Annotated in this window: 22 protein-coding genes; 17 read left to right on the top strand and 5 right to left on the bottom strand. The window is 69.1% G+C overall.

Annotated features, from left to right (window positions below; all coding sequences use genetic code 11):
- Positions 1 to 214 precede the first annotated feature (214 nt).
- The 13 genes from atpB (at position 215) to C2868_RS09675 (ending at position 14,474) form a co-directional block, all read left to right on the top strand.
- Positions 215 to 1,006 (top strand): F0F1 ATP synthase subunit A, encoded by a 792-nt coding sequence (gene atpB, locus C2868_RS09735; RefSeq protein ID WP_100810312.1) that lies wholly within the window; start codon positions 215 to 217, stop codon positions 1,004 to 1,006.
- Between the two features lie 43 nt (positions 1,007 to 1,049).
- Entirely contained in the window at positions 1,050 to 1,286 is a 237-nt protein-coding gene (gene atpE, locus C2868_RS09730; RefSeq protein ID WP_036294846.1) for a F0F1 ATP synthase subunit C, read from the top strand.
- Between the two features lie 29 nt (positions 1,287 to 1,315).
- Positions 1,316 to 1,885, top strand: coding sequence for a F0F1 ATP synthase subunit B (locus tag C2868_RS09725; protein ID WP_036294851.1), 570 nt, complete (start codon positions 1,316 to 1,318; stop codon positions 1,883 to 1,885).
- A complete protein-coding gene (locus C2868_RS09720; RefSeq protein ID WP_103663198.1) occupies positions 1,885 to 2,691 on the top strand; it encodes a F0F1 ATP synthase subunit delta in 807 nt (268 codons plus the stop codon). Before C2868_RS09725 ends, C2868_RS09720 begins: the two co-directional genes overlap by 1 nt.
- A gap of 79 nt (positions 2,692 to 2,770) precedes the next feature.
- Complete coding sequence (atpA, locus tag C2868_RS09715; protein WP_100810314.1) at positions 2,771 to 4,411, top strand: F0F1 ATP synthase subunit alpha; 1,641 nt, start codon at positions 2,771 to 2,773, stop codon at positions 4,409 to 4,411.
- Between the two features lie 20 nt (positions 4,412 to 4,431).
- Complete coding sequence (locus C2868_RS09710; protein WP_100810315.1) at positions 4,432 to 5,328, top strand: F0F1 ATP synthase subunit gamma; 897 nt, start codon at positions 4,432 to 4,434, stop codon at positions 5,326 to 5,328.
- A 41-nt stretch (positions 5,329 to 5,369) separates the two neighbouring features.
- Positions 5,370 to 6,824, top strand: a complete 1,455-nt coding sequence (atpD, locus tag C2868_RS09705) for a F0F1 ATP synthase subunit beta (protein ID WP_100810316.1) — start codon at positions 5,370 to 5,372, stop codon at positions 6,822 to 6,824.
- A 2-nt stretch (positions 6,825 to 6,826) separates the two neighbouring features.
- Entirely contained in the window at positions 6,827 to 7,087 is a 261-nt protein-coding gene (locus tag C2868_RS09700; protein ID WP_103663197.1) for a F0F1 ATP synthase subunit epsilon, read from the top strand.
- A gap of 109 nt (positions 7,088 to 7,196) precedes the next feature.
- Positions 7,197 to 7,967, top strand: coding sequence for a YaaA family protein (locus tag C2868_RS09695; RefSeq protein ID WP_103663196.1), 771 nt, complete (start codon positions 7,197 to 7,199; stop codon positions 7,965 to 7,967).
- Between the two features lie 101 nt (positions 7,968 to 8,068).
- Positions 8,069 to 8,686: a DUF5684 domain-containing protein gene (locus C2868_RS09690; RefSeq protein WP_100810319.1), complete on the top strand. Its 618-nt coding sequence runs from the start codon at positions 8,069 to 8,071 to the stop codon at positions 8,684 to 8,686.
- A gap of 278 nt (positions 8,687 to 8,964) precedes the next feature.
- Positions 8,965 to 9,858, top strand: coding sequence for a PP2C family serine/threonine-protein phosphatase (locus C2868_RS09685; RefSeq protein WP_232711139.1), 894 nt, complete (start codon positions 8,965 to 8,967; stop codon positions 9,856 to 9,858).
- Between the two features lie 136 nt (positions 9,859 to 9,994).
- Positions 9,995 to 12,808 carry an FtsK/SpoIIIE domain-containing protein gene (locus C2868_RS09680; RefSeq protein ID WP_103663195.1) on the top strand — a complete coding sequence of 938 codons (2,814 nt, stop codon included), beginning with the start codon at positions 9,995 to 9,997 and terminating at the stop codon, positions 12,806 to 12,808.
- 118 nt (positions 12,809 to 12,926) lie between these two features.
- Positions 12,927 to 14,474, top strand: coding sequence for an APC family permease (locus C2868_RS09675; protein WP_103663215.1), 1,548 nt, complete (start codon positions 12,927 to 12,929; stop codon positions 14,472 to 14,474).
- Between the two features lie 49 nt (positions 14,475 to 14,523).
- Here the strand turns inward: C2868_RS09675 and C2868_RS09670 are convergent, their stop codons facing one another.
- Entirely contained in the window at positions 14,524 to 15,519 is a 996-nt protein-coding gene (locus tag C2868_RS09670) for an asparaginase (RefSeq protein ID WP_103663214.1), read from the bottom strand.
- Positions 15,520 to 15,614: 95 nt separating this feature from the next.
- Here C2868_RS09670 and C2868_RS09665 point away from each other — a divergent pair, with 95 nt between their 5' ends.
- The gene (locus tag C2868_RS09665) at positions 15,615 to 16,088 is read left to right on the top strand and encodes an OsmC family protein (protein WP_100810323.1); all 474 of its coding nucleotides are present in this window, start codon (positions 15,615 to 15,617) and stop codon (positions 16,086 to 16,088) included.
- Between the two features lie 32 nt (positions 16,089 to 16,120).
- Here C2868_RS09665 and C2868_RS09660 read toward each other — a convergent pair whose 3' ends face one another.
- The gene (locus tag C2868_RS09660) at positions 16,121 to 16,909 is read right to left on the bottom strand and encodes a lysophospholipid acyltransferase family protein (protein ID WP_181003416.1); all 789 of its coding nucleotides are present in this window, start codon (positions 16,907 to 16,909) and stop codon (positions 16,121 to 16,123) included.
- Positions 16,910 to 17,032: 123 nt separating this feature from the next.
- On the opposite strand from C2868_RS09660, the gene C2868_RS09655 reads away from it, so the two are divergent.
- The gene (locus C2868_RS09655; protein WP_100810324.1) at positions 17,033 to 17,980 is read left to right on the top strand and encodes an FKBP-type peptidyl-prolyl cis-trans isomerase; all 948 of its coding nucleotides are present in this window, start codon (positions 17,033 to 17,035) and stop codon (positions 17,978 to 17,980) included.
- Between the two features lie 101 nt (positions 17,981 to 18,081).
- The gene (gene dxr, locus C2868_RS09650; protein ID WP_100810325.1) at positions 18,082 to 19,161 is read left to right on the top strand and encodes a 1-deoxy-D-xylulose-5-phosphate reductoisomerase; all 1,080 of its coding nucleotides are present in this window, start codon (positions 18,082 to 18,084) and stop codon (positions 19,159 to 19,161) included.
- A gap of 32 nt (positions 19,162 to 19,193) precedes the next feature.
- On the opposite strand, the gene C2868_RS09645 is transcribed toward dxr, so the two are convergent.
- The 3 genes from C2868_RS09645 to C2868_RS09635 form a co-directional block, all read right to left on the bottom strand.
- Positions 19,194 to 20,840, bottom strand: coding sequence for a Mur ligase family protein (locus tag C2868_RS09645; protein ID WP_181003415.1), 1,647 nt, complete (start codon positions 20,838 to 20,840; stop codon positions 19,194 to 19,196).
- 135 nt (positions 20,841 to 20,975) lie between these two features.
- Positions 20,976 to 21,689 carry a YcnI family protein gene (locus tag C2868_RS09640; protein WP_103663194.1) on the bottom strand — a complete coding sequence of 238 codons (714 nt, stop codon included), beginning with the start codon at positions 21,687 to 21,689 and terminating at the stop codon, positions 20,976 to 20,978.
- An 87-nt stretch (positions 21,690 to 21,776) separates the two neighbouring features.
- Positions 21,777 to 22,385, bottom strand: coding sequence for a hypothetical protein (locus C2868_RS09635; protein ID WP_103663193.1), 609 nt, complete (start codon positions 22,383 to 22,385; stop codon positions 21,777 to 21,779).
- Positions 22,386 to 22,509: 124 nt separating this feature from the next.
- Between C2868_RS09635 and C2868_RS09630 the strand changes: the two genes are divergently transcribed.
- Positions 22,510 to 23,889 (top strand): RIP metalloprotease, encoded by a 1,380-nt coding sequence (locus C2868_RS09630; protein WP_103663192.1) that lies wholly within the window; start codon positions 22,510 to 22,512, stop codon positions 23,887 to 23,889.
- Positions 23,890 to 24,012: the final 123 nt, after the last annotated feature.

Raw genomic sequence — 24,012 nt, 5'->3', positions numbered from 1 at the left:
AGGCGTTCCCCTGGGCCGTGCATCGAACTGAGGTTCGTGACAGACACAGTCGTAACAGACACCGTCGTTAGACATTTTTTCGGCAGTCTTTTCCGCAGTCTCACCGATACACAGTGACGTGCACCGCCGCGGTTGACTCTCACCATTCCCGTCGCATCGGTCTCGACCGGTGCCCCCGAAGCTGGAGCCAGCGCAGTTGACTCAAGCCGCGACTTTGATCGCCACCGCAAGCACTGACGATGGTGGATTCCATCCGCCGTCGATCTGGGAGTTCTTCCCTGACGCCGTCCTTTTCGAGGGAACCTGGTTCGCGCTCACGCGCATCAACCTGATCCAGATTCTCGCGACCGTCGTCCTGATCGTCGTCTTCCTGGTCGGCACACGCCGCATGAAGGTCGTTCCCGGACGGTTCCAGAGCGTCGTCGAGATGGGCCTGGACTTCGTCCGCGTCAACATCGCGCACGACCTGCTCGGACGCAAGGATGGCGATCGCTTCCTGCCGATCTTGACGACGTTCTTCTTCCTGATCCTGTTCATGAACATCACGGGAGTCATCCCGTTCCTGAACATCGCCGGCACGAGCGTCATCGCCATGCCGCTGCTCCTCGCGATCGTGGCGTACGTCATGTTCATCTATGCGGGTGTGCGCAAGAGCCCGGGCAACTTCTTCAAGAACTCGCTGATGCCCTCGGGCGTGCCGTGGCCGCTGTACATCATCATCATCCCGCTCGAGTTCCTCTCGACCTTCATCATCCGGCCCGTCACGCTGACGCTCCGACTCCTGATGAACATGATCGTCGGGCACCTCATGCTGGTGCTGTTCTTCGCGGCGACGCAGTTCTTCATCTTCTCGCTCGGCGGCTTCTGGTCGTTGCTCGGCGTCGGAACGCTCGCGTTCGGGTTCGCCTTCACCCTCTTCGAAATCCTGGTGGCGTTCCTCCAGGCTTACGTTTTCACCATCCTCTCCGCGGTCTACATCCAGCTCGCGGTGGCGGAAGAGCACTGATCGGGTCGGCAACCGCCGCCCCTCACCGAAAGGAAACACACCCGTGGATGCAACTACGGTTCTCGCCCAGGTCACCGGCTCCGTCGCGACCGTCGGATACGGCCTCGCCGCGATCGGCCCGGCCATCGGCGTGGGCATCGTCGTCGGCAAGACCATCGAGGGCGTCGCGCGTCAGCCCGAACTGGCCGGCCGCCTTCAGGTCCTGATGTTCATCGGTATCGCGTTCACCGAGGCGCTCGCCTTCATCGGTATCGCGACCGGCTTCATCTTCGGCTTCTAAGCCATCAGACCCTCACTTAAGGAGACAGGATGCTGAACGCTCTTGTCACTCTTGCCGCTGAAGGCAAGGGCGAGGCGCCCAGCCCGCTCATTCCGGCGATGTACGACATCGTCTGGTCTGCGGTGTGCTTCGTCGTCATCCTGCTGGTGTTCTGGCGTGTCATCCTTCCGCGGATGACGGCGCTGCTCGACGCGCGGTCCGCCGCGATCGAGGGCAACATCGCGAAGGCTGACGAGGCGCAGAAGCAGGCCGAGGCAGCGCTGCAGGAGTACACCGCGCAGCTGGCCGACGCCCGCCGCGAGGCCGGTGAGATCCGCGAGGCCGCCCGTGAGGACGGCAAGCGCATTCTCGCCGAGGCCAAGGACGCCGCAGCCGCCGAGGCCGCGCGTCAGACCGCGACGGCGCACGCGCAGATCGAAGCCGAGCGCCAGGGCGCACTCGTCTCGCTGCGTTCCGAGGTGGGAACGCTCGCGCTCGACCTCGCCGGCGGAGTCATCGGAGAGACGCTCTCCGACGACGCGAAGGCGAAGTCCGTGGTCGACCGCTTCCTGGCCGAGCTCGAGGCATCCGAAAAGGCTGCTGCGGGGAAGGCCGAGTAATGGGCAGCGCGACCACTCAGGCGCAGCGCGCGACGAACGCCGAGCTTGCCGGTGCGAAGGGCCTCGATCTCGCCGTCGCGAGCCAGCTCTTCCACTCGGCACGGGTCGTCGGTTCTTCGTCGCACCTGAGCGGTGCGCTCGCCGACCCGTCGGCATCGCCGCAGTCGCGTCGGAAGGTCGTCGAGGATGTCTTCGGCGCGACGTTCGCACCGACGAGCGTCTCCCTTCTCGCGTTCGCCGTCGAGCAGCGGTGGTCTTCGGCCGCCGATCTGATCGCCGGAATCGAAGAGCTCGCGATCCGCGTCGTGGCGATCTCGGCGGGTGCGGGCACGACGGGTGCCTCCGACATCGAGGGCGAGTTGTTCTCGTTCTCGCGGACGGTCACGGCGAATCCGGAGCTCGAGCTCGCGCTCGGCAGCCGCCTCGGCGACGCGACCGCGAAGGGCGCGCTCGTCGACACGCTGCTCGCCGGTCGCGTCAGCGCGGGCACCGCCCTGATCGTCTCGTCGATCGTGCAGCAGCCGGGGGAGCGCCGCATCCGCGAGTCGCTCTCGCGCACCATGCGGATCGTCTCGGACGAGCTGAACCGGACGGTTGCGACCGTCACGACGGCCACGCCCCTCACGGACGCGCAGGCGGCGCAGCTGATTCGCCTGCTGAGCGCGAAGTACGGCCGCGACGTATCCCTGAACACGGTGGTCGACGAGGCCGTCGTCGGGGGCCTGCGCGTGCAGATCGCGGACGATGTCATCGACGCATCCGTCTCGGCTCGCCTCGCGGAACTCCGTCAGCGGTTGGCGGGCTGAACCCAGATTTCCCGCACCCCGTGCGGAACGCGGAGCGAGAGCCCCGCACCAGACAGCACTCTCAAGACAGAGGAAGACAATGGCAGAACTATCGATCAGCCCCGACGTCATCCGTGACGCGCTGAAGGACTTCGCCGCCGCGTACGAGCCCACCGGCGCGGCCGCGGCCGAGGTCGGCACGGTCGTCGACGCGGCCGACGGCATCGCCCACGTCGAGGGCCTGCCCGGCGTGATGGCGAACGAGCTCGTCACGTTCGAGGACGGCACGCAGGGCCTCGCCCTGAACCTGGACGAGCACGAGATCGGTGTCGTCGTCCTCGGCGAGTTCTCGGGCATCGAGGCCGGCAACTCGGTCACCCGCACGGGCGAGGTCCTCTCGGTCGCCGTCGGTGACGGATACCTCGGCCGCGTGGTGGACCCGCTCGGAAACCCGATCGACGGCCTCGGCCCGGTCGCGACCGAGGGACGCCGTGCGCTCGAGCTGCAGGCGCCCGGCGTCATGCAGCGCAAGTCGGTGCACGAGCCCATGCAGACCGGCATCAAGGCGATCGACGCCATGATCCCGATCGGTCGCGGACAGCGTCAGCTCATCATCGGCGATCGCCAGACCGGTAAGACGGCCATCGCGATCGACACGATCATCAACCAGAAGGACAACTGGGCGTCGGGCGACGAGAACAGGCAGGTTCGCTGCGTGTACGTCGCCATCGGCCAGAAGGGCTCCACGATCGCGGCCGTCAAGGGCGCGCTCGAGGACGCCGGAGCGATGGAGTACACCACCATCGTCGCCGCGCCCGCGTCCGACCCGGCGGGCTTCAAGTACCTCGCGCCCTACACCGGCTCGGCCATCGGCCAGCACTGGATGTACGGCGGCAAGCACGTCCTGATCATCTTCGACGACCTGTCGAAGCAGGCCGAGGCCTACCGTGCCGTCTCCCTTCTCCTCCGTCGTCCGCCGGGCCGCGAGGCCTACCCGGGTGACGTCTTCTACCTGCACTCCCGTCTGCTCGAGCGTTGCGCGAAGCTCTCGGACGAGCTCGGCGCCGGATCGATGACGGGTCTGCCGATCATCGAGACGAAGGCCAACGACGTCTCGGCGTACATCCCGACCAACGTGATCTCGATCACGGACGGCCAGATCTTCCTGCAGTCCGACCTGTTCAACGCCAACCAGCGTCCCGCGGTCGACGTGGGCATCTCGGTCTCGCGTGTGGGTGGTGACGCTCAGGTCAAGTCGATCAAGAAGGTCTCGGGAACGCTCAAGCTCGAGCTCGCCCAGTACCGCTCGCTCGAGGCGTTCGCGATGTTCGCGAGCGACCTGGACGCGGCATCCCGTCGCCAGCTGGCGCGCGGTGCTCGACTGACCGAGCTGCTCAAGCAGCCGCAGTACTCGCCGTACCCGGTCGAGGAACAGGTCGTCTCGATCTGGGCCGGCACCAACGGCAAGCTCGACAACATCGCCGTCGAGGACGTGCTGCGTTTCGAGGCGGAGCTGTTGGATCACCTGCGCCGGAACACCGAGATCCTGACGACCCTCCGCACGACCAATGTGCTGGACGACGACACGCTCACCGAGCTCGACAAGCAGGTCGACGCTTTCACCCTCGAGTTCCAGGGCGGAAAGGGTCAGAGCATCTCCGCTCCCGGACATGAAGAGGTCGCGGCCGCCGAGGCCGAGGACGTCAACCAGGAGCAGATCGTCAAGGGCCGCCGGGGCTAGGGAGACGCGACAGCGACACCATGGGCGCACAACTACGGGTCTACAAGCAGAAGATCTCTTCTGCCCAGACGACCAAGAAGATCACGAAGGCGATGGAGCTCATCGCGGCTTCGCGCATTCAGAAGGCGATGGCGCGCGTCAAAGCGTCCTCACCTTTTGCGCGCGCCGTGACGCGGGCCGTCTCGGCGGTCGCGACCCACTCCAACGTCGAACACCCGCTCACGACGGAACGCCCGGTCATCCGCCGGTCGGCCGTCGTCATCTTCACCTCGGACCGCGGTCTCGCGGGCGCGTTCAACTCGCAGATCCTGCGTGAGGGGCTCGAACTCGCCGCGCTGCTGCGTTCCCAGGGCAAGGAAGTCACGTACTTCCTGGTCGGGCGCAAGGCGGTCGGCTACTTCCAGTTCCGCAAGCTGGCGAGCGCCGCGCAGTGGATCGGCGACACCGACACCCCGCAGTTCACGACGGCGGAGAAGATCAGCGCCGAGCTGCTCGAGTCCTACCGGCGTGGCGGAGAGACGGATGGCGTCGACGAGATCCATCTGGTGTACAACCGCTTCGTCAGCATGATGGTGCAATCGGCCGAGACGGTTCGACTGCTGCCTCTTGAGGTCGTCGAATCGGATGCTTCCGATTCCAGCGCGGTGTATCCGCTCTACGAGTTCGAACCGGACCCCGAGACGGTGCTGGACGCGCTCCTACCCGTCTACATCCAGAGCCGCGTCTTCAACGCCCTCCTGCAGTCGTCCGCGGCAAAGCACGCCGCAACGCAGAAGGCGATGAAGTCCGCCAGCGACAACGCCGACAAGCTCATCACGACGTACACACGTCTGCGCAACAATGCGCGCCAGGCCGAGATCACGCAGCAGATCGCAGAGATCGTCGGCGGAGCCGACGCCCTGGCATCGAGTAAATAGACATCTCGAGCAAGTAAGCCCACACGAAAGAGAAGAAGACCATGACCCCCACCGCCACCGCCGAAACGACGGAGACCGCGGTCGTCGGGCGCGTCGCGCGCGTCAACGGTCCCGTCGTCGACATCGAGTTCCCGCACGACGCGATCCCTGACATCTACAACGCGCTGAAGACGACGATCACGATCGGCGAAGAGTCGACCGAGCTCACGCTCGAGGTCGCCCAGCACCTGGGTGACGACCTCGTGCGTGCCATCGCCCTGAAGCCCACGGACGGCCTCGTCCGCGGCCAGGAAGTGCGCAACACCGGCGGCCCCATCACGGTGCCCGTCGGCGATGTGACCAAGGGCAAGGTGTTCAACGTCATCGGTGAGGTGCTCAACGCACAGCCGGGCGAGAAGATCGAGATCACCGAGCGCTGGGGCATCCACCGTAAGGCTCCGAACTTCGACCAGCTCGAGTCGAAGACGCAGATGTTCGAGACCGGTATCAAGGTCATCGACCTGCTCACTCCCTACGTGCTGGGTGGGAAGATCGGTCTGTTCGGTGGTGCCGGTGTCGGCAAGACCGTCCTCATCCAGGAAATGATCCAGCGCGTCGCGCAGGATCACGGTGGTGTGTCGGTGTTCGCCGGTGTCGGCGAGCGCACCCGTGAGGGCAACGACCTCATCCACGAGATGGAAGAGGCCGGCGTCTTCGACAAGACGGCCCTCGTCTTCGGTCAGATGGACGAGCCGCCGGGAACGCGTCTGCGCGTCGCCCTCTCGGCCCTGACGATGGCGGAGTACTTCCGTGACGTGCAGAACCAGGATGTTCTGCTCTTCATCGACAACATCTTCCGCTTCACGCAGGCCGGTTCCGAGGTCTCGACGCTGCTCGGCCGTATGCCCTCCGCGGTGGGTTACCAGCCGAACCTCGCCGACGAGATGGGTGTGCTCCAGGAGCGCATCACGTCGACGCGCGGCCACTCGATCACCTCGCTTCAGGCGATCTACGTCCCCGCCGACGACTACACCGACCCGGCGCCGGCGACGACGTTCGCGCACCTCGACGCCACAACCGAGCTCTCGCGTGAGATCGCGTCGAAGGGTCTGTACCCGGCCGTCGACCCGCTGACGTCGACCAGCCGCATCCTCGACCCGCGCTACATCGGTGCCGACCACTACCGCGTGGCGACCGCGGTGAAGCAGATCCTCCAGAAGAACAAGGAACTGCAGGAGATCATCGCGATCCTCGGTGTGGACGAGCTCTCGGAAGAGGACAAGGTCGTCGTGTCGCGTGCACGCCGCATCCAGCAGTTCCTCTCGCAGAACACCTACATGGCGAAGAAGTTCACCGGTGTCGAGGGTTCGACGGTCCCGATCAAGGAGACCATCGAGTCGTTCGACGCGATCGTCAAGGGTGACTTCGACCACGTGGCCGAGCAGGCCTTCTTCAACGTCGGTGGTATCGGCGACGTCGAAGAGCGCTGGGCGCAGATCCAGAAGGAAAACGGCTGAGCATGCCCGTCAACGTGAGCCTGGTCTCCGCGGACGCGGAGGTGTGGACCGGTGAGGCGACGCTCGTCATCGCGAAGACGGTCGAGGGCGAGATCGGTCTGATGACCGGTCACGAGCCCATCCTCGCGATCCTCGCGCAGGGTCAGGTTCGCATCACACAGCCGGACGGGTCGAAGGTGCTCGCGAACGCGCAGGACGGGTTCCTGTCGATGGAGGGTGACGTGCTCACCATCGTCGCCGGAAACGCCGCGCTCGTGGCCTGAATCGATTTCCGTCTGATTCGAACGCAACGAAGGCGAGGGGCCCGCAGGGGCTCCTCGCCTTCGTTCGTGCGGCATCCTTCACCCGTCTTCCTCGCGCTTCGGAGTCGTCATGCTGGTCTTGCTTCCCCCGTCCGAGACGAAGAAGCCCGGTGGCGCACTCGCGCCCCTCGATCTCGATCGGCTTGCCCTGCCGGTCCTCGGTCCGCAGCGCCGGAGCGCCGTGGACGCGCTGATCCAGCTCTCGGGTGACCACGCCGAGGCCGCGCGGGTTCTCGGATTGAGCCCCCGTCAGTCGGGCGAGATCGAGGTCAATGCGGCGCTGGACGCGTCCCCGACGATGGCCGCCATCGACCGGTACACGGGAGTGCTCTACGACGCCCTCGCGGCCGACACTCTCGGACCGGCAGCGAGACGCTGGCTCGGTGCACACGTCATGATCCACAGCGCGCCCTTCGGCCCGGTGAGTGCACTCGATCGCATCCCCGCCTACCGGCTGGGGGCGACGGCGTCGATCCCTTCGCTCGGCTCCCTCCGTCGGCACTGGGCGACCGCGGTCACGGCAGCGCTCGCGGCATCCGGAGCCCCGTTCATCCTGGACTTGCGCTCCGAGGCGTATGCGGCGCTGGGTCCCGTTCCCTCTGCGCTCCCGTCGGTCTATCTGCGCGTCGTGACCGCGACCGGCGATGATGGCGCGGTGCGGGCCCTCAACCACTTCAACAAGCACGCGAAGGGCGCGCTCGCGCGCCTGCTCGCCAGTGACCGGCCGCGCATCCGGAGCGCGGCCGGGTTCGCGCGATGGGCGGGTGCCGCGGGCGTCGAGGTGCGACCGGGGGCCGACGGCGTCTGGACCCTGGTGGAGGAAAAATCGGGAGTTACCTGAGATTCTCCTGCATGTTTGCCCGGTATCTCGCTACCATGTGACACGCGGGCCCGACGGGCCCCCGAACCGCGGCCTGAGGGCCCCGAGAGATGGATATGGACATGCCTCTGGATATCACCTACTACGACAACGGGTCGGGTGCGGCGCTTGCCTTCCTGTTCCTCTTCCTTCCGTTCCTCTTCATCATCCTCATCGCCGGATACGTCATCGGAGCGATCTTCTACATGAAGATCTTCGAAAAGGCCGGGGTCGAGGGCAAGTGGCGCGCCTGGGTGCCGATCTACAACACCATGATCTTCGTCAAGCTCGGTGACCTGAACCCGTGGTGGCTGCTGGTGCTCTGGCTCGCGAGCGGTGTCCTCGGCTGGATCCCCGTCATCGGTCAGATCATCCCGATCGCGGCCTTCCTGTACACGCTGGCCGCCGCGTGGCGCGTGGGGCTGAAGCTGCAGAAGGAGGCCGTCTGGCTCATCCTCTACTTCTTCCTCGCGATCGTGTGGCTCGGCATCCTGGCCTTCGACAAGTCGCGCTGGAACACCGCCATCCCCGCGGCGCCGTGGGCGGGCAACTTCCTCGCCGACAAGACGGTCTGGAACGGCATCCCCGTTCAGACCCCGGCTGGCGGGTTCCCCGCGAACCCTGCCACGCAGCCCGGCTCCTACTCGCCGCCTCCGGCGCCCCCGGTCGCCCCGGAAGACCCGAGCGCACCCCGGACGTAACCACCCGTGCCGAAACCCCCGTCGCATCCGTGGCGGGGGTTTCGTCGCGCGGGTGCCCGCTCGTTCGACGGCGTGTTCGCTCTCGGCGAACGGCTCGTCGGGATTCTGTTCCGCCGCAACCGGACCACGGGCGCCGAGACGGGGGCTTCGGTGATACTGCGCACCACGAAATCTGCAGGTCCGGGGTGGTCTACTAGGATGTGTAAGCCGCGCCGCGCCGCGCGCGGTCGGCGTGATCTCGGCGCACCGAGTCGCTGGCCCATCGGAGGGATGACCGCGTGCCCGAATTCGACGCGATCGCAGATCGCCGCACCGTAACGCTCAAGGGCGGCGGCGAGCTCTCGCTTTCGTGGGCTGCCGTGACGCATCGCGGGATGCGTCGTGAGCTCAATCAGGACGCCGTTCTCGCCGACTATCCGCTCTTCATCGTCGCGGACGGTATGGGCGGGCATCTGGGCGGCGAGATCGCCAGCGCGAGCGCGGTCGATCGCCTCGGAGATCTCGTGCGTGACGGCCGGATCAACCCGAAGTCGATCGAGAAGGCGCTCTCGCGCGCGGTGAAGGACATCATCGCCCACCCCGAGGCGACCGACGACGGCACCGGGACCACGGTCACCGGGATCTTCCTCGAGACCACGGGCATCGAACCCACGTGGGTGACTCTCAACATCGGTGACTCCCGCGTCTACCTGTTGCGTGACGGAACGCTGGCCCAGGTCACGACGGATCACTCGGTCGTCCAAGAGCTCATCGCCTCCGGCCGTCTCAGCCCGGAAGAGGCCGAGAACCACCCCTACGGAAACGTCATCACGCGCGCCGTGGGTCCGAGCGAGAGCGTGCACCCCGACTACATTCGCCTGGACGTGCTCGATGGGGATCGCTTCGTCATCTGTTCCGACGGGCTGACCAAGGAGCTCACCGACTTCGGCATCCGTCACTTCCTGCTCGAGAACGACGATCCGCGGGTCGCGATCGAGCAGATGATGCAGGCGTGCCTCGATAACGGAGGACGAGACAACATCTCGATCGTCGTCGTCGACGTGCGGCGTCCGGGAACGCGCCCGGCCGACGTGACCGACGACGACACCGACACGGCCGAGCGCGGTTCCGCGCGACGACCGCAGGCCACCGTGTCGGAGAGTTCCTCCCCAGAGCCGGCTGCCGGCGCCTGATCCCCGGATCGGGCTCACCGGCACCATTGTCCGTGGTGTCACGCGTTGACTGGGGCATGTGCCCCTCGATGATCCCCTGACGCTTCCCGCGCCGCCTGTCCTGCCCTCCCGGGCGCCTTTTCCTCTCGTCGCGACGATGGTGCCCCTCGTCGGTGGCGTCGCGCTCTGGGCCATCATCGGCTCGCCGTTCGCCCTCCTGTTTGCGCTCCTCGGCCCGCTCGTGGCGGTCGGCGGGCTCCTCGACCAGGTGCGGGGAGGCCGCCGCCGCAGAGCACGGGCCGAGGCCGAGTACGAGCGGGTGCTGGCCGAGATCGAAGCCGCCGCGACCGTGCGCCACGCGCGCGAACGGCGAGAACTGCGTGCGCTGCATCCGGATGTCTCGGCGTTCTCTCAGCGCTCCGAAGAGATCTGGCGACGACGAACCCCGGGGTCGCGACATCTCGTCGTGGGTCGAGGCGAGCGCCCGAGCGATCTCCGGCTGACGGGCGATACGTCGCGACCCGAGGCCGAGCGGCTACGCCGCAGCGTCGCCAGCCTCCGGGACGCACCGCTCACGGTCGATTGGCGCGTCGGCGTGGCGGTGCGCGGTGAACCGGCGCTCGCGCGCGCCGTCGTTCGCGGGCTCGTCCTGCAGCTCTGCCTCGCGCATACGCCCGAGGCGCTGCGGGTGACGGGTCCTGAGCCGGAGCGATGGGAGTGGATGTCGGGGCTCCCGCACCAGGCGCTGCACGGTGACGGGCACCGCGACGGGTACGGTGCTGTGCTCCGCGACGGGTACGGCGACCCGCTTCGCGTGTCGGGCATCGGCGAGGGCCCCATGCAGCTCGTCGTGAGCCCCGCTGACTCCGGTCCCGCGCGCAGGGGCATCCTCATGACGTGGGGTCCGGCGGGGTCGACGATCGATCCGCGGTGCGCTGTGGTCCTCGACGTGCGTGAACCGGACGACGCGACCCTCACAGTCGGGACGGATCGAGTCGAGCTGGCCGTCGAGGCGCTTTCGGAGGGCCAGGCGCGGGCGATGGCACGCCTGCTCGCGGAGCGTGGACGGGTGCTCTACGGGCGAGATGAGACGGAGGGTCCGGTCTCGTTCGCTTCGGTGCGCGACGCCCTCGGGGTCGGTGAGCCCGGGGGTCTATCCGTGGCCCTGGGGCGCGCGGGCGACGGCGACGTGCTCGTGGACCTCGTCCGCGATGGACCGCACGCCGTCGTCACGGGCATCACGGGCAGCGGCAAGTCCGAGCTGCTGACGACGTGGATAACGGCGCTGTGCGCCGCCTATTCGACACGAGAGGTCTCCTTCCTCCTCGCCGATTTCAAGGGCGGGATGACGTTCGACGCGCTCGCGGACCTCCCGCACGTCACGGGCGTGATCACCGACCTGGACGGCGGGTCCGCCGAGCGGGCGATCGCGAGCCTGCGGGCCGAGCTGCGCCGACGCGAGCACGAGCTCGCGCTTCGCGGTGCGCGGGACATCACCGACCCGCGGGTCGATCTGCCCCGGCTCGTGATCGTCGTGGACGAGTTCGCGGCGCTTCTCGCCGAGCGCGATGGGCTGCACCGCATCTTCGCGGATGTCGCGGCGCGGGGGCGGGCGCTCGGCCTGCACCTCATCCTCGGTTCGCAGCGTGTGTCGGGCGCAATGGCCGACGCGCTGCTCGCCAACTGCCCGCTCCGCGTGGCGTTGCGCTCGGCGGATGCGGCGGATAGCCGCGCGGTGCTGGGTGACGACTCCGCCGCGCGTCTTCCCGGGGGCTCGGCCGGCCGGGGGCGGGCATTCGTCCGGCGCGCGGGCGACACCGCCCCACAGGCTCTGCGCGTCGCGCTGACGAGCAGCGCCGAGCTTGCGGACGTGGCGCGCTCGACCCGACCGCAGGGTGCTCCCCGCGCGCCGTGGCTGCCGGCCCTCCCGGGTCAGGTCACGCTGCAAGACCTCCGCGAGCGGTCGGATGCCGACGGGGCCGTGCTGCTGGCCCTCGCCGACGACCCGGCTCGTCAGCGGCAGTTCCCGATCGCGCTCGCCGAGACCAGCGGCCTTGCCGTCATCGGGCGCGGTGCATCCGGAAAGTCGTCTATCGTCGCGCTCATCGCGGCTCAGGTCGCTGACGCGATCGTGGTGCCCGACGATCTCGAGGCGGCGTGGGACACGCTGATGGGCGAGCGAGAGACGGGGCTCTGGCTCGTGGACGACGCGGATGACCTGCTTGCCCGATTCCCGCCCGACCACGCCGTCGCCGTGGGGGAGCGCCTCGACCGGATCGCGCGTTCGGGACGGCTGATCGTGACGGCGCGCTCCCTGTCGGGTCGCCTGGGTCGGATCATCGACACGCTGCCGCAGCGCGCGCTCCTCGCGCTCACCACGCGCGCGGATCACGTCGCCGCGGGAGGTGAGGGCAGCGGGTTCCGGCCGGACCTGCCGCCCGGCCGTGGAAGATTCGCGGGCTGGGATGTGCAGTTCGCCCGCGTCGAGGAGCGCCCCGCGTCGACGCCTCCGAGTCTGGGAACGTGGACACCGGGGGTGCTCACGGGGGTCGTCACGCGACAGACGGACGCGACCGCCGCGGCGCTGCGTACCCGCGTGGGCAGAACCGCGGGCGTACGCCTACTCCGGGACACACCGCTCGGCGTGCGGCTGGGCGATGTTCAGAGGGGCGATGTTCAGAGGGGCGCCGTTCAGACGGGCGACGTTCAGACGGGCGATGTGCGGGCGGAATCATCGACGGCGCAGATTCTCGTCGGCGACGGCGAGGAGTGGTTGGCGCGCTGGGGCCTGTTGCAGGAGCTGCGGCCGAGGCATCCGTTGATCGTCGACGCGGACTGCGCGTCCGAGTTGCGGACGGTAGCCGGGGAGCGCTCGCTTCCGCCGTACGCCCGCCCGGGCGCGGGACGAGCATGGCTGTGCGCCCCGGGAGCGCGTCCGGCACGGGTGGATCTGCGGGGATCGTCGAGGTGATGTGGCAGGTGCGGCGCGGGTCGTCGAGGCCGCGCCGGGGGGCGCATTGCGCGGGGGAGACGCCCGAAGACACGATTCTCTCTTGCGGTGAAGGCTCCGGCTCGGCCAAGGTGTGGACATGACCGCCACCACTCCGATCGACCTCCGCCGTCCCGAAGGCAAGGGTCTCGCCACCGGCACGCTGGGGCTCTGGGGTTCGACCGTGATCGGACTGGCCTCGACCGCGCCGGTCTACTCGCTCGTCGCCACCCTCGGCTTCGTCGTGCTCGCGGTAGGTGCCCAGGCCCCGATCGCGTTCGTGATCGCCTTCATCCCCATGCTCTTCATCGCGTTCGCGTACCGCGAGCTGAATAGAGCCGTGCCCGACTGCGGCACCACGTTCACGTGGGGCACCAAAGCATTCGGACCGTTCGTCGGGTGGATGGGTGGCTGGGGCGTCGCGGTCGCCGGAATGGTCGTGCTGGCAAACCTCGCCCAGATCGCCGGCATCTACCTGTGGTCCCTCATCGGCGACGGATCGCTCGCCGACAACGTGCCGCTCGTGACCGCCACAGGGGTCGCCTTCATCGCCGCGATGACCTGGGTCAGCTGGCGGGGCGTCGAGATCGGCGAACGGGTGCAGAACGTCCTGCTCGCGATCCAATACCTCGCCCTCGCCATCTTCGTGATCGCGGCCCTCACCCAGTTCTTCTCGGGCACCGCACCCGGCGCGACGCCCTTCGACTGGGCATGGTTCAACCCGCTGGGCTTCACCGACTGGTCGGGCTTCACCGAGGCCGTCCTGCTCGCGCTCTTCATCTACTGGGGATGGGACACCTGCCTCGCGCTCAACGAAGAGACGAAGGATCCCAAGCGCATCCCCGGTCTCGCCGCCCTGCTGACCACGGTCATCCTGCTCGTCACGTACGTCACGGTCACGGTCGCCGCCATGATGTACGCGGGCCTCGGCACCGACGGCACAGGCCTCGGTAACGAGGCGAACGCCGCAGACTTCTTCCTGGCGATCAAGGACGGGCTGCTCGGTCCGTTCGGCTGGGTCCTGGTCGTCGCGGTGCTGATCTCGGCCGTCTCGTCGACGCAGACCACCATCCTGCCCACGGCGCGCGGCACCCTCGCCATGGCCGCGTACAAGGCCCTGCCGCGGCGCTTCGCGACCGTGCACCCGCGGTACAAGACCCCGTCGTTCTCGACCCTCGTGATGGGCGCCGTCGCCTCCCTGTACTACGTCGGCATGACCCTGATCAGCGACAACATCCTGCAGGACTCGATCCTGTCGCTCGGACTCGCTATCGCGTTCTACTACGCCATCACCGGCTTCGCCTGCGTCTGGTACTTCCGCCGAGACCTGTTCCGCTCGGGCCGGGATTTCTTCTACAAGGGTCTCCTGCCGCTGCTGGGCGCGCTCATGCTCACCTACGCGTTCGTGCAGTCCGCTATCGACATGTACGACGTCGACTACGGTTACACCGTTCTGCTCGGCATCGGCGGCACTTTCGTGGTCGGCGTCGGTGCCCTCGCGATCGGCGTCCTGTTGATGCTGATCTGGTTCGCCTTCCCGCGGTCGAAGCCCTTCTTCCGAGGGGAGACACTCAACCGCGACTCCGAGGTGCTCGTACCCGAAGACCCGGCCGACTATGGACGGTCGATCGACGGAGGTCTCGTCTGAGCATGATGCGCGGGCGGGATGATCCCGCCCCGGGTCACGCGATGGCGACTCAGACGGTGACGGCCGCGCGGATGCGGCCGACGACCTCAGCGCCTCCGCGGATATCCAGGTGCAGGTCGTCCGCCACGAGCGCGACGTCCGCGGCGCTGAGGGCGCCCGCCGTCTGAAGCAGGGTGAGCGCCACGATCGGCGCGGCGCGCTGGCCGCCGTCGAGCATCTTCAGCGCCACCGTCGTCCCATCGGGGGCGACCGCGACCTGGACGCCCTCAGCGCCGAGCTTCGCGAACACGCCGAGGCGCTCGCCGAGGATCGTGTCGGGCTGCTCGGGTCCGGCGATCGTCCAGGGATTCTCCCGCACGGCGCCAACGACGGATGCCGCGTGGCGGTGCAGGGCGAACGGCGAGCGCTCGGACGCGGTCCCCATGCGGTGGATACCGCGCGCGAGCCCGGTCAACGTCACCGCGTGGACGGGCGCACCGCATCCGTCGACCACGCTCGCCTGGACCTTCTCGCCCGCGAGGCGCTCGATCGTATCGCGCACGTGACGCTGCAGCGGATGCTCGAGGTCGAGGTAATCCGCCGTGTCCCAGCCGTTCGCGACGCAGGTGAGGAGCATCGCCGCGTGCTTGCCCGAGCAGTTCATGCGGATCGACGACGCGGGATCGAGGTCGCGGATCTGCCGGTCGCGCGTCTCGGGATCGGACGCGCGTGCCGCGGGGCAGCCCAGGGCGTCCTCGGTCAGCCCCGCCTGATGGAGGATCGCGCGGACGACCTCGACGTGCCGGTCGGTTCCGGTGTGGCTTGCTGTGGCGAGGCCGAGGCGCTCACCCGCGAGCTCGGCATTGGCCGTGAGCATTCCGACCGCCTGGAGCGGCTTGAGGCTGGAACGGGGCAGCAGCGTCGCCTCGGCGTCGCCGAAGGATGCGCGGACGGTTCCGTCGGGCGCGAGCACGACCGCGGCACCGCTGTGACGAGACTCGACGAATCCGCCGCGATCGACGGTCGCGAGTTCGACGGCGCCCGGAACAGAGAGGGATTTCGACACCACGTCAGCCTAATCGCGTCGCCGCGCGCCGACGGATGGCAGAGCTTCGAGCCCGCGATCGCCCCCGGGCGCACGCGGCGTGCGACACTTCCGGTATGAACGGCGAGCACCTCTACCGCGTCGCGACGACCTGGACGGGCGACCGGGGCACCGGCACCAGCGGCTACCGCGACTACGACAGGGCGGTGACGATCGAGATCGCCGGTAAACCGGTGCTCGAGGCATCCGCGGATCGTCCGTTTCGGGGCGACCCCGCCAAGTGGAACCCCGAGGACCTGCTCGTCTCTGCGCTCTCGGAATGCCACCTGCTGAGCTACCTGCATGCCTGCGTCACGCTCGGGGTGGTGGTCGTGGGGTACACCGACGAGGCGGAAGGCAGGATGGTGCTCGACGGTCGCGGGGGTGGCGCATTCACCGAGGTCGTTCTGCGGCCGCGCGTCGTGGTCGCGGATGCCGCCATGCGCGACGAGGCTCACCGCGCGCACACGCTCGCCCACGAGTGGTGCTTCATCGCGAACTCCGTCAACTTCCCGGTCCGCCACGAGGCGACGATCGAGGTCGCGAGCTGACGGATGCCGTGGGCACGCCGAGGGTCGAGACGTCAGAGTCGCTCGTGGGGAAGCGCGCGCTTGATCTTCTCGACGGCTCCGTGCGCGGGCGCCTCGTTGTAGGTCCCGGCGAGCTCCTGACCCGTGAGCGCGTGGATCGCCGCCATGATCTCGTCGGTCGCGCCGCGCCGGGCGCGGCCCGACTCGGGTGCCCCGTGATGCGACAGATCCAGAGGTTCGCCGAACCGCACCGTCACGCGTCGGCGGAGTGACGGCATCCGCGCGCCGACGGGCATGACTTCGGCGGTGCCGATCAGTCCGACGGGCACGACGGGGGCGCCGGTCTGCAGGGCGAGGAACGCCGCGCCCGTCCGCCCGCGGTACAGGCGTCCGTCGAGCGATCGGGTGCCCTCGGGGTAGAGCGCGACGGCGCGGCCGGCGTCGAGGAGCGCCCGCTGCTGGTCGAGCGCATCGAGCGCGGCCTGGCCGGCACCGCGCTGAACAGGCACGGCGCCGATCGCGGAGAAGAACTCGCGGGTGAACCATCCCGAGATTCCCGTGCCCTCGAAATAGGCAGACTTCGCCAGGAAGTGCACGGGGCGGGGCGCCGCGACGGGGATCGCGATCGAGTCGATGAACGAGAGATGGTTGCTCGCGAGAATCACCGGGCCCTCACGCGGTACCCGCTCGCGGCCCTCGACGATCGGGCGGTAGATGAGCCGGGCCAGCGGGGCGACCACCATGCGGCCCACGCCGTAGGTCAGTCCCATGCCACCCGGTTCGCGGCGATCCTGGGCGGTCGCGACGGGCGCGCCCGCGGGCTCCGGTTGTGCGGGGGTCATTGCCCGAGGGTATCGCGCGACGCATACGCGACGCGGAATCCAGCCCCGCGGACGCGTTCAGGTGAGTCAAAGGAATGTCCGACAGGATGGGCCTCTCTCCCCGAACAGCATTGAGGTCCATCCGTGCGCATTCGCCCGCTCGCCGCCCTGTCGGCGCTCGCCCTGTCCGCCATCGTCCTGGCCGGATGCTCCGGCACGAGCACGCCCGACGCCTCCGCCTCCGGCTCGTCGGCGCTGTGCGACGCGGCGGCGTCCTCCGGCAAGGCATCCGACTCGGTCACCGTCGAGGGTGAGATCGGCACGGTCTCGACGGCGACGTTCACCCCGGGGCTCGAGGTCGCAGCGCTCGAGCGCACGGTCATCACCGAGGGTGACGGCGACGCGCTCGAGGAGGGTGACTACGTCCAGTACGCGCTGAGCGCGTTCGCGGCCGACACCGGCGAGCGCCTCGGTGACGTCGGGTACGTTGACGGCGAACTCCTGCCCCAGCCGGTGACCGCGGGCCAGAGCATCGCTCAGATCCTGGGCTGCGCGAACGTCGGAACGCGGCTCGCGCTGACCTTCCCCGCAAGCCAGGACCAGTCCGGTGCGACGGTGGGCGCCCAGGTGTACGTCGTGGACGTCCTGGGTGTCACGCCGCTCGCCGCCTGGGGTGCCGATCAGGACCCCGTCGATGGCTTCCCGACCGTCGAACTCGCGGACGACGGTGCCCCGACGATCACCCTCCCGGAGAGCGAAGCCCCCACGACGGTCGACATCGAGGTGCTCAAGAAGGGCGACGGCGCGACCGTCAACCCGGGCGACACCGTGCTCGTGCAGTACACGGGCGTCAAGTGGTCGGATGGCACGGTCTTCGACTCGAGCTGGGACAAGGGTGCACCCGCGAGCTTCTCGACATCGGGGGTCGTCGACGGATTCCGTCAGGCGCTCGAGGGTCAGACGGTCGGCTCGCAGGTGGTCGTCGTGATCCCGCCCGAGTTCGGCTACGGCGCGGTCGAGGGCAACGAGTTGCAGAAGGAGACCCTCGTCTTCGTCGTCGACATCCTCGCCACGCAGCGCGCCGCGGGCTGATCCGCCGCCCGGTCGCTGAGGAACGGCTCGCCCCTCACGGAGCATGTCGGTCGCGGCGCTCGTCGAAGTGACCCGTCATGCCCGCTCGGTAGGCTGACCGGATGCGCCGCATCATCATCCTCGGATCCACCGGCTCGATCGGGACGCAGGCGCTCGACGTCGTGCGCGCCAACCCCGGACGTTTCGAGGTCGTCGGGCTCGCCGCCGGGACGGACCGCGCGACGCTCGAGAAGCAGGCAGCCGAGTTCGGCGTGGAGTTCACGGCGCTCGGAGCGGAAGAGGCCGAGCGCCTGGTTCGGGATGTCGAGGCGGACGTGGTGCTCAACGGCATCACCGGGTCGGTCGGCCTCGGGCCGACGCTCGCCGCGCTCGAGTGCGGGCGCACGCTGGCGCTGGCGAACAAGGAATCCCTGATCGTCGGTGGGGATCTCGTCTCGCGGATCGCCGCGCCCGGCCAGATCGTTCCCGTCGATTCGGAGCACTCCGCCATCGCGCAGTGCCTGCGCGGCGGCTCGGCGGACGAGGTGCGACGTCTCGTCCTCACGGCCTCCGGGGGCCCGTTCCGCGGTCGCTCGCGTGCCGCGCTCGAGAACGTCACCCCCTCCGAGGCTCTCGCGCACCCGACGTGGGACATGGGGCGCATGGTCACGACCAACTCCGCGACGCTCGTCAACAAGGGCCTCGAGGTCATCGAGGCCCACCTGCTGTTCGATGTCTCGTACGACGACATCGATGTGGTGGTGCACCCGCAGTCGATCGTCCACTCCATGGTCGAGTTCGTGGACGGTTCGACCCTGGCTCAGGCATCGCCGCCCGACATGCGGTTGCCGATAGCGCTCGGGCTGGACTGGCCGGACCGCGTCGGCGGCGTCGGACGCCCTCTCGACTGGACGCAGGCGACGGCCTGGACGTTCGAGCCACTCGATGAGCACGCATTCCCCGCGGTCGCCCTCGCGAAGCGGGTCGGGCGTGCCGGGGGGACCTACCCCGCGGTGTTCAACGCCGCGAACGAGCAGGCCGTGGATGCTTTCCACGAGGGACGACTCGGGTTCACGGGCATCGTGGACACGGTGGCGCGCGTCGTCGACGAGCACGAGGCGCCGGAAGCGCTGACGCGCGAGAGCCTCGCGGATGCCGAGGCCTGGGCGCGACGCACCGCCGACGCCGCGATCGCCCGCTGAGACGGGCCGCAACGACGATCCGGAACGCCGTCTCAGTCGGTGTACGGCACCGGCCAGTGCGGATCGGGCACGGGCCAGCCGCGCGCCTTGAGCGCCCGGCGCGCCAACTCGCGCGCCGAGTAGGGCGTGCGGACCCCGCGGATGTCGCGATAGTCCTGGTGTCCGGGCCCGGCCCACAGGATCGCGTCGCCCTCGCCGACCAGGTCGACCGCGGCCTCGATGGCCCGCTCGGGCGGCGAGAACTCGTAGATCTCGGCGTCCGGTCTCGCCCGCCGCGCTCCCTCGATGAGGGTCGCGCGGATCGAGTCCGGGTTCTCGAAGCGCGGATGGTGATCGGTGACGACCAGGATGTCGCTGCCCTGCACGGCCGTCCGCCCCATGTCGTGCCGCTTGGTGGTGTCACGGTCGCCGTCGGCGCCGAACAGCATCAGGACGCGTCCGGGCGTGACACGGCGGACCGCGGCGAGGGTCTTCTCGAAGGCATCGGGGGAGTGGCCGAAATCGACGAAGACGGCCGGCCCGCGGTCGCCCGAGACGCGTTCGGTGCGACCGGGGAGATACGCATGGATGGTGCCGTCGCGCTCGAGCGCCTCGACGATCCGACCCCACGCATAACCCGCCTCGCGCAGCATGACGATCGCCAGGCCCGCGTTCGCGGCCATGTGCGGCCCGATGACCGGAACGGTCGTCGTGAGCTCGCCGTCGGGGCCGGACAGCGTGAAGCGCGTTCCGGTCTGCGCCTCGTCGTGGATCGTGACGGTCCAGTCGGCGGCTGCGGCGGCCTCGGGATCCACGGCGATCGCGGGCGTCCCGATCGTCACGACCGGGATGCCCGCACTCGCGACGAACTCGGCCCCGGCGGCCGAATCGAGCGCGACGACTCCCCGGCGTGCGCGGTCGGGTTGGAAGAGCGGCAGCTTCGCCTCGAGGTACGCCCGCATGTCGGGATAGTCGTCGAGGTGGTCGTGCGTGAGGTTCGTGAATGCCGCGACGTCGAACATCAGGCCGTCGACGCGGTGGCGGCTGAGCGCCTGCGCGCTGACCTCGACCGCGACGGCTTCGACGCCGCGCTCGCGCATCAGGGCGAGCAGCGCGTGGAACTCGGATGCCTCGGGCGTCGTGAGTCGCGACACGATGACCTCGCCCGCGATGTGCCTCTCGGCGGTGGAGCTCAGTCCCACGGTCACGCCGAGCTGCTCGAGGATCCCGGCCAGCAGATGTGACGTACTGGTCTTGCCGTTCGTGCCCGTGGTGCCGAGCAGGATCGGCAGGTCATCGCCCGGACCGGTGCCATAAACCCAGGCCGACAGATCGCCGAGCATCGCGCGGGGGTGCTCGACGACGATGATCGGCAGACCCGCATCCGCCGCGATCTCGGCGCCCGCGGCATCCGTGATCACCGCGACGGCACCCTTCTCGGCGACCTGCGCGGCGAATTCGGCGCCGTGACGGTTGACGCCCTGGATAGCCACGAACGCCTCGCCCGGCCGCAGGTCGGCGGTCGCGAGGGTGATGCCCGAGACGGTGGCGTCGGCGATGTCGCCGTGCACGGCTGTCGCATACCGATCGGCGAGTTCCTGCAGGGAGCGGGCGGGCGGATTCTCGGGCCGCAGCACCGGCGGAAGCAGCGAGGCACCCGGCGAGGAGTCAGACTCTGGTTCAGAGGCGGGTGTCGTCATGGCGCCTCCATCTAATCAGACGAGAGCACGGATGCCTCGGCGCCGTGCTCCGGCCCGCCGCCCGGCGCGGGGCGCGCCGGGCTCCGGCCCGGTCCCCGCGCGGAGAGCACCGGGCCGGAGCATCCGGGTCGCGCGTCAGCTGCGCGCGCGACGGAACGCGAGCAGGGCGACGACCAGCGCGCCGGCGCCGAGCACGAGTCCCGCTCCGCCGAGCAGGAGAGGCAGCGCCGAGACGTCGCTCGAATCGCCCGCGGCCTCGGCGTCGGAGGCGTGCTCCGTGTCCGAATGATCCGATCCGTGCTCGTCCGATGCGGCCTCGCCGACGGTCACCGTGGGCGCCGGTGCGTCGAGCGAGTGCGGATCGACGCCGGCGTCGGCGATCTCGGCCCAGTTGGTGTTTCCGACTTCGCACACCTGGTCGACCGGGAACGCGAGAGTCTCGCCCGCGGCGCTCTCGGAGTACTTCACACCGAGAACGAGGGCCGCGCGTAGTCCGTCCGCGACGGGCTGCTGCGCCGTGTAGGTCACGAGCGATACCGGCCCGTTTTCGCCATCGCGCTCGACGGCGATGTCCCAACCGGCCGCGACCGTCGGCGTCACCGAGTCGAGACCTTCCGGGATCGTGATCGCGAGCGACTTCGTGGGCGAGCCGTCGCAGCCGTGGCTGAAGGCGAACGTCAGCGTGCCGTAGCCGCCCGCGTTCGCGGAGTCGGGAGTAGCTGTGACGTGTGCCTGCGCAGCCAGGGGAGCGGCGACGACGAGGGCCGCCGCGGCGAAAACGACGGCCGCCGCGCGGGCGCCGAAACGACGGCGTGCGGAACGGGTGGGTGCAGGGGTCGTGCTGTTCATAGTCGAAAGATCTCTCTGTGGACGCCGCGCGGCGATGAGCCGCCACGACGGATTCGTGGGGAACGCGCGAGCGGATTGCCCGGCGGACTATGCGACGCTGGCGTCGCCCCACGGCAGAGGTGGCCCGCGGCGGCGGATCACGCCGCGAGCGATACGGAGGAGAGGCGCGGGCGCGTCCGTGAAGATCGCGCGCGGGATGGCTAGCGGACCGGATGCCGTTACGGTGGCCCGGTCGAGCAGGCGGAGCGTCCACGCGGCGACGGTGCGAAGCATCCGTTCCCCGGCGAACAGCAGGACGAACGAGGCGATTGCGGCGAGCACATGCGCGGTCAGCATGGGGGGAGAGGGCAGGACGAGCTGAGCGACGGACCCGACGGTGTCGATGGCGACCTGACCGTGCGCGTGCGGTGCGTTGCCCGGCAAGGAGCCGCTCGCGGGGGTGCCGACGCTCGAGGTGAGTGCGAAGACCACATGCAGTGCCGTCTGCGCGACGATGACGGCCGCCGCGAGTCCCGCGGGATGCGGACGACGCCCGACGAGCGCGGTCGTCACGGGCCAGGCGAGGGCCGAGACGGCGAGCAGGACGGCGAGGCTCGGTGCGGTGCCCCCACCGATCGTGTGCGACACGGCGGCGAGGAGCACGGCGATCGTGGCGGCGGATGCACCGCGGAGCGCGCGCAGTTGGCGTGTGCGCATGCCCGGCCCCCCTCCGATCGTCCGCTTACCCTGTCGACAACTTTAGCCGCGCCATGAGTGCTCTCCCGCCGGAGCCATACGCCCCTCGGGGCGGGTTCCAAGCAACCGGCGGTAGCGTGGGCCCGTGACCGTGCTCACTTTCGTCATCGGCCTGCTGGTCATCGTCGTCGGCCTGGCGATCTCCATCGCTCTGCATGAGGTCGGGCATCTGCTCCCCGCCAAGCTCTTCGGCGTGCGCGTCGGCCGGTACATGATCGGCCTCGGCCCGACCCTGTGGTCCCGGCGATTCGGCGAGACCGAGTACGGCATCAAAGCCCTCCCGATCGGCGGGTACATCTCGATGGCGGGCATGTACCCCCCGACCCCCGCGGAGCGCGAGGCCGAGACCGCGGCTGCACGGGACGCGGGAGGCGAAGGTGCGGTCTCGAGGCCGCGCCCAGGACGTGCCGCGGGGATGTTCGCGGCGATGATCCAGGACGCGCGCGTCGCCAACGAAGAGACCATGATCGGCACCGCGGACTCGCGGACCTTCTACCGTCTGCCCGTCTACAAGCGGATCATCATCATGCTCGGCGGACCGGTCATGAACCTCCTGCTCGCCATCGTGCTGTTCACGCTGGTCTTCAGCGGCATCGGCGTGCAGACCGCCTCGACCTCGGTCGCCGCCGTCAGCGAATGCGTCGTCGCGGCCGGATCCACGCAGACCGAGTGCGCGCCCGGCGACCCGGCCAGTCCCGCCGCGGCGGCCGGCATCCTGCCGGGCGATCGCATCCTGTCGATCGATGGAACACCGGTCGAGTCCTTCGACGAGGTATCCGCGATCATTCGGGACAACCCCGGCACGCGCCTGAGCTTCGAGATCGAGCGTGATGGTGCACGGCAGACGCTCGCCGTCACGCCGCTGCTGGCGGAGCGGCCCGTCTATGACGACACCGGCATGCCGGTGCTGGATGCGAACGGCGTCGCCGAGACGCAGGACGTCGGCTTCGTGGGAATCACCCCCGCCAACGAACTGCAGAGTCAGCCGATCTGGACCGGCCCCCAGACCGCCATCGAGAACGTCGGTGCCGTCGTCGGCATCGTCGCGCAGCTGCCGGTGAAGCTCTACGAGACCGGCGTCGCCCTGGTCACGGGCGGAGAGCGCGACCCCAACGGTCCGATGAGCGTCGTCGGCGTGGGTCTGATCGCGGGAGAGGTCGCGTCGACGGATGCACCGATCCTGAGCCGCGTCTCGGTGCTGCTCGGCCTGCTCGGCTCGCTCAACATCGCGCTCTTCGTCTTCAACCTGGTGCCGCTCCTGCCTCTCGACGGCGGCCATATCGTCGTCGCGCTGTGGGAGGGCGTGAAGAAGACCTGGGCGCGCGTGTTCCGCCGCCCGCCGCCGAAGCCCGTCGACGCGACCAAGCTCGTGCCGGTCACCTTCGTGGTCGTGATCCTGCTGATCGCGATGGGCGCGCTGTTGCTGCTCGCCGACGTGTTCAACCCGATTCAGCTGTTCAACTGACCCGCGCCCGGTTTCCGTGGCCACCCGGGGCGCTGAAACCCCGTTGGGGCGCGGAAGCTCGCGCCCCAACGGGGTTCTGACGCCCCGAGTGGTGCGCTGGCCTGGCTCAGCGAGCCGGGGGAA

Origin of the sequence: Microbacterium sp. CJ77 (assembly GCF_002911615.1) — a bacterium.
Classification (GTDB): domain Bacteria; phylum Actinomycetota; class Actinomycetes; order Actinomycetales; family Microbacteriaceae; genus Microbacterium.
This window is presented reverse-complemented; position numbering and strand designations above follow the sequence as displayed.

Excerpts from the sequence above, each read along its gene's own strand:
- C2868_RS09725 (WP_036294851.1), top strand. The coding sequence starts at position 1,316 with ATGCTGAACGCTCTTGTCACTCTTGCCGCTGAAGGCAAGGGCGAGGCG.
- C2868_RS09645 (WP_181003415.1), bottom strand. The coding sequence starts at position 20,840 with ATGACGACACCCGCCTCTGAACCAGAGTCTGACTCCTCGCCGGGTGCC.
- C2868_RS09710 (WP_100810315.1), top strand. The coding sequence starts at position 4,432 with ATGGGCGCACAACTACGGGTCTACAAGCAGAAGATCTCTTCTGCCCAG.
- C2868_RS09690 (WP_100810319.1), top strand. The coding sequence starts at position 8,069 with ATGCCTCTGGATATCACCTACTACGACAACGGGTCGGGTGCGGCGCTT.
- atpA (WP_100810314.1), top strand. The coding sequence starts at position 2,771 with ATGGCAGAACTATCGATCAGCCCCGACGTCATCCGTGACGCGCTGAAG.
- C2868_RS09640 (WP_103663194.1), bottom strand. The coding sequence starts at position 21,689 with ATGAACAGCACGACCCCTGCACCCACCCGTTCCGCACGCCGTCGTTTC.
- C2868_RS09695 (WP_103663196.1), top strand. The coding sequence starts at position 7,197 with ATGCTGGTCTTGCTTCCCCCGTCCGAGACGAAGAAGCCCGGTGGCGCA.
- C2868_RS09680 (WP_103663195.1), top strand. The coding sequence starts at position 9,995 with ATGGTGCCCCTCGTCGGTGGCGTCGCGCTCTGGGCCATCATCGGCTCG.
- C2868_RS09720 (WP_103663198.1), top strand. The coding sequence starts at position 1,885 with ATGGGCAGCGCGACCACTCAGGCGCAGCGCGCGACGAACGCCGAGCTT.
- C2868_RS09700 (WP_103663197.1), top strand. The coding sequence starts at position 6,827 with ATGCCCGTCAACGTGAGCCTGGTCTCCGCGGACGCGGAGGTGTGGACC.
- dxr (WP_100810325.1), top strand. The coding sequence starts at position 18,082 with ATGCGCCGCATCATCATCCTCGGATCCACCGGCTCGATCGGGACGCAG.
- C2868_RS09675 (WP_103663215.1), top strand. The coding sequence starts at position 12,927 with ATGACCGCCACCACTCCGATCGACCTCCGCCGTCCCGAAGGCAAGGGT.
- atpD (WP_100810316.1), top strand. The coding sequence starts at position 5,370 with ATGACCCCCACCGCCACCGCCGAAACGACGGAGACCGCGGTCGTCGGG.
- C2868_RS09635 (WP_103663193.1), bottom strand. The coding sequence starts at position 22,385 with ATGCGCACACGCCAACTGCGCGCGCTCCGCGGTGCATCCGCCGCCACG.
- C2868_RS09660 (WP_181003416.1), bottom strand. The coding sequence starts at position 16,909 with ATGACCCCCGCACAACCGGAGCCCGCGGGCGCGCCCGTCGCGACCGCC.
- C2868_RS09665 (WP_100810323.1), top strand. The coding sequence starts at position 15,615 with ATGAACGGCGAGCACCTCTACCGCGTCGCGACGACCTGGACGGGCGAC.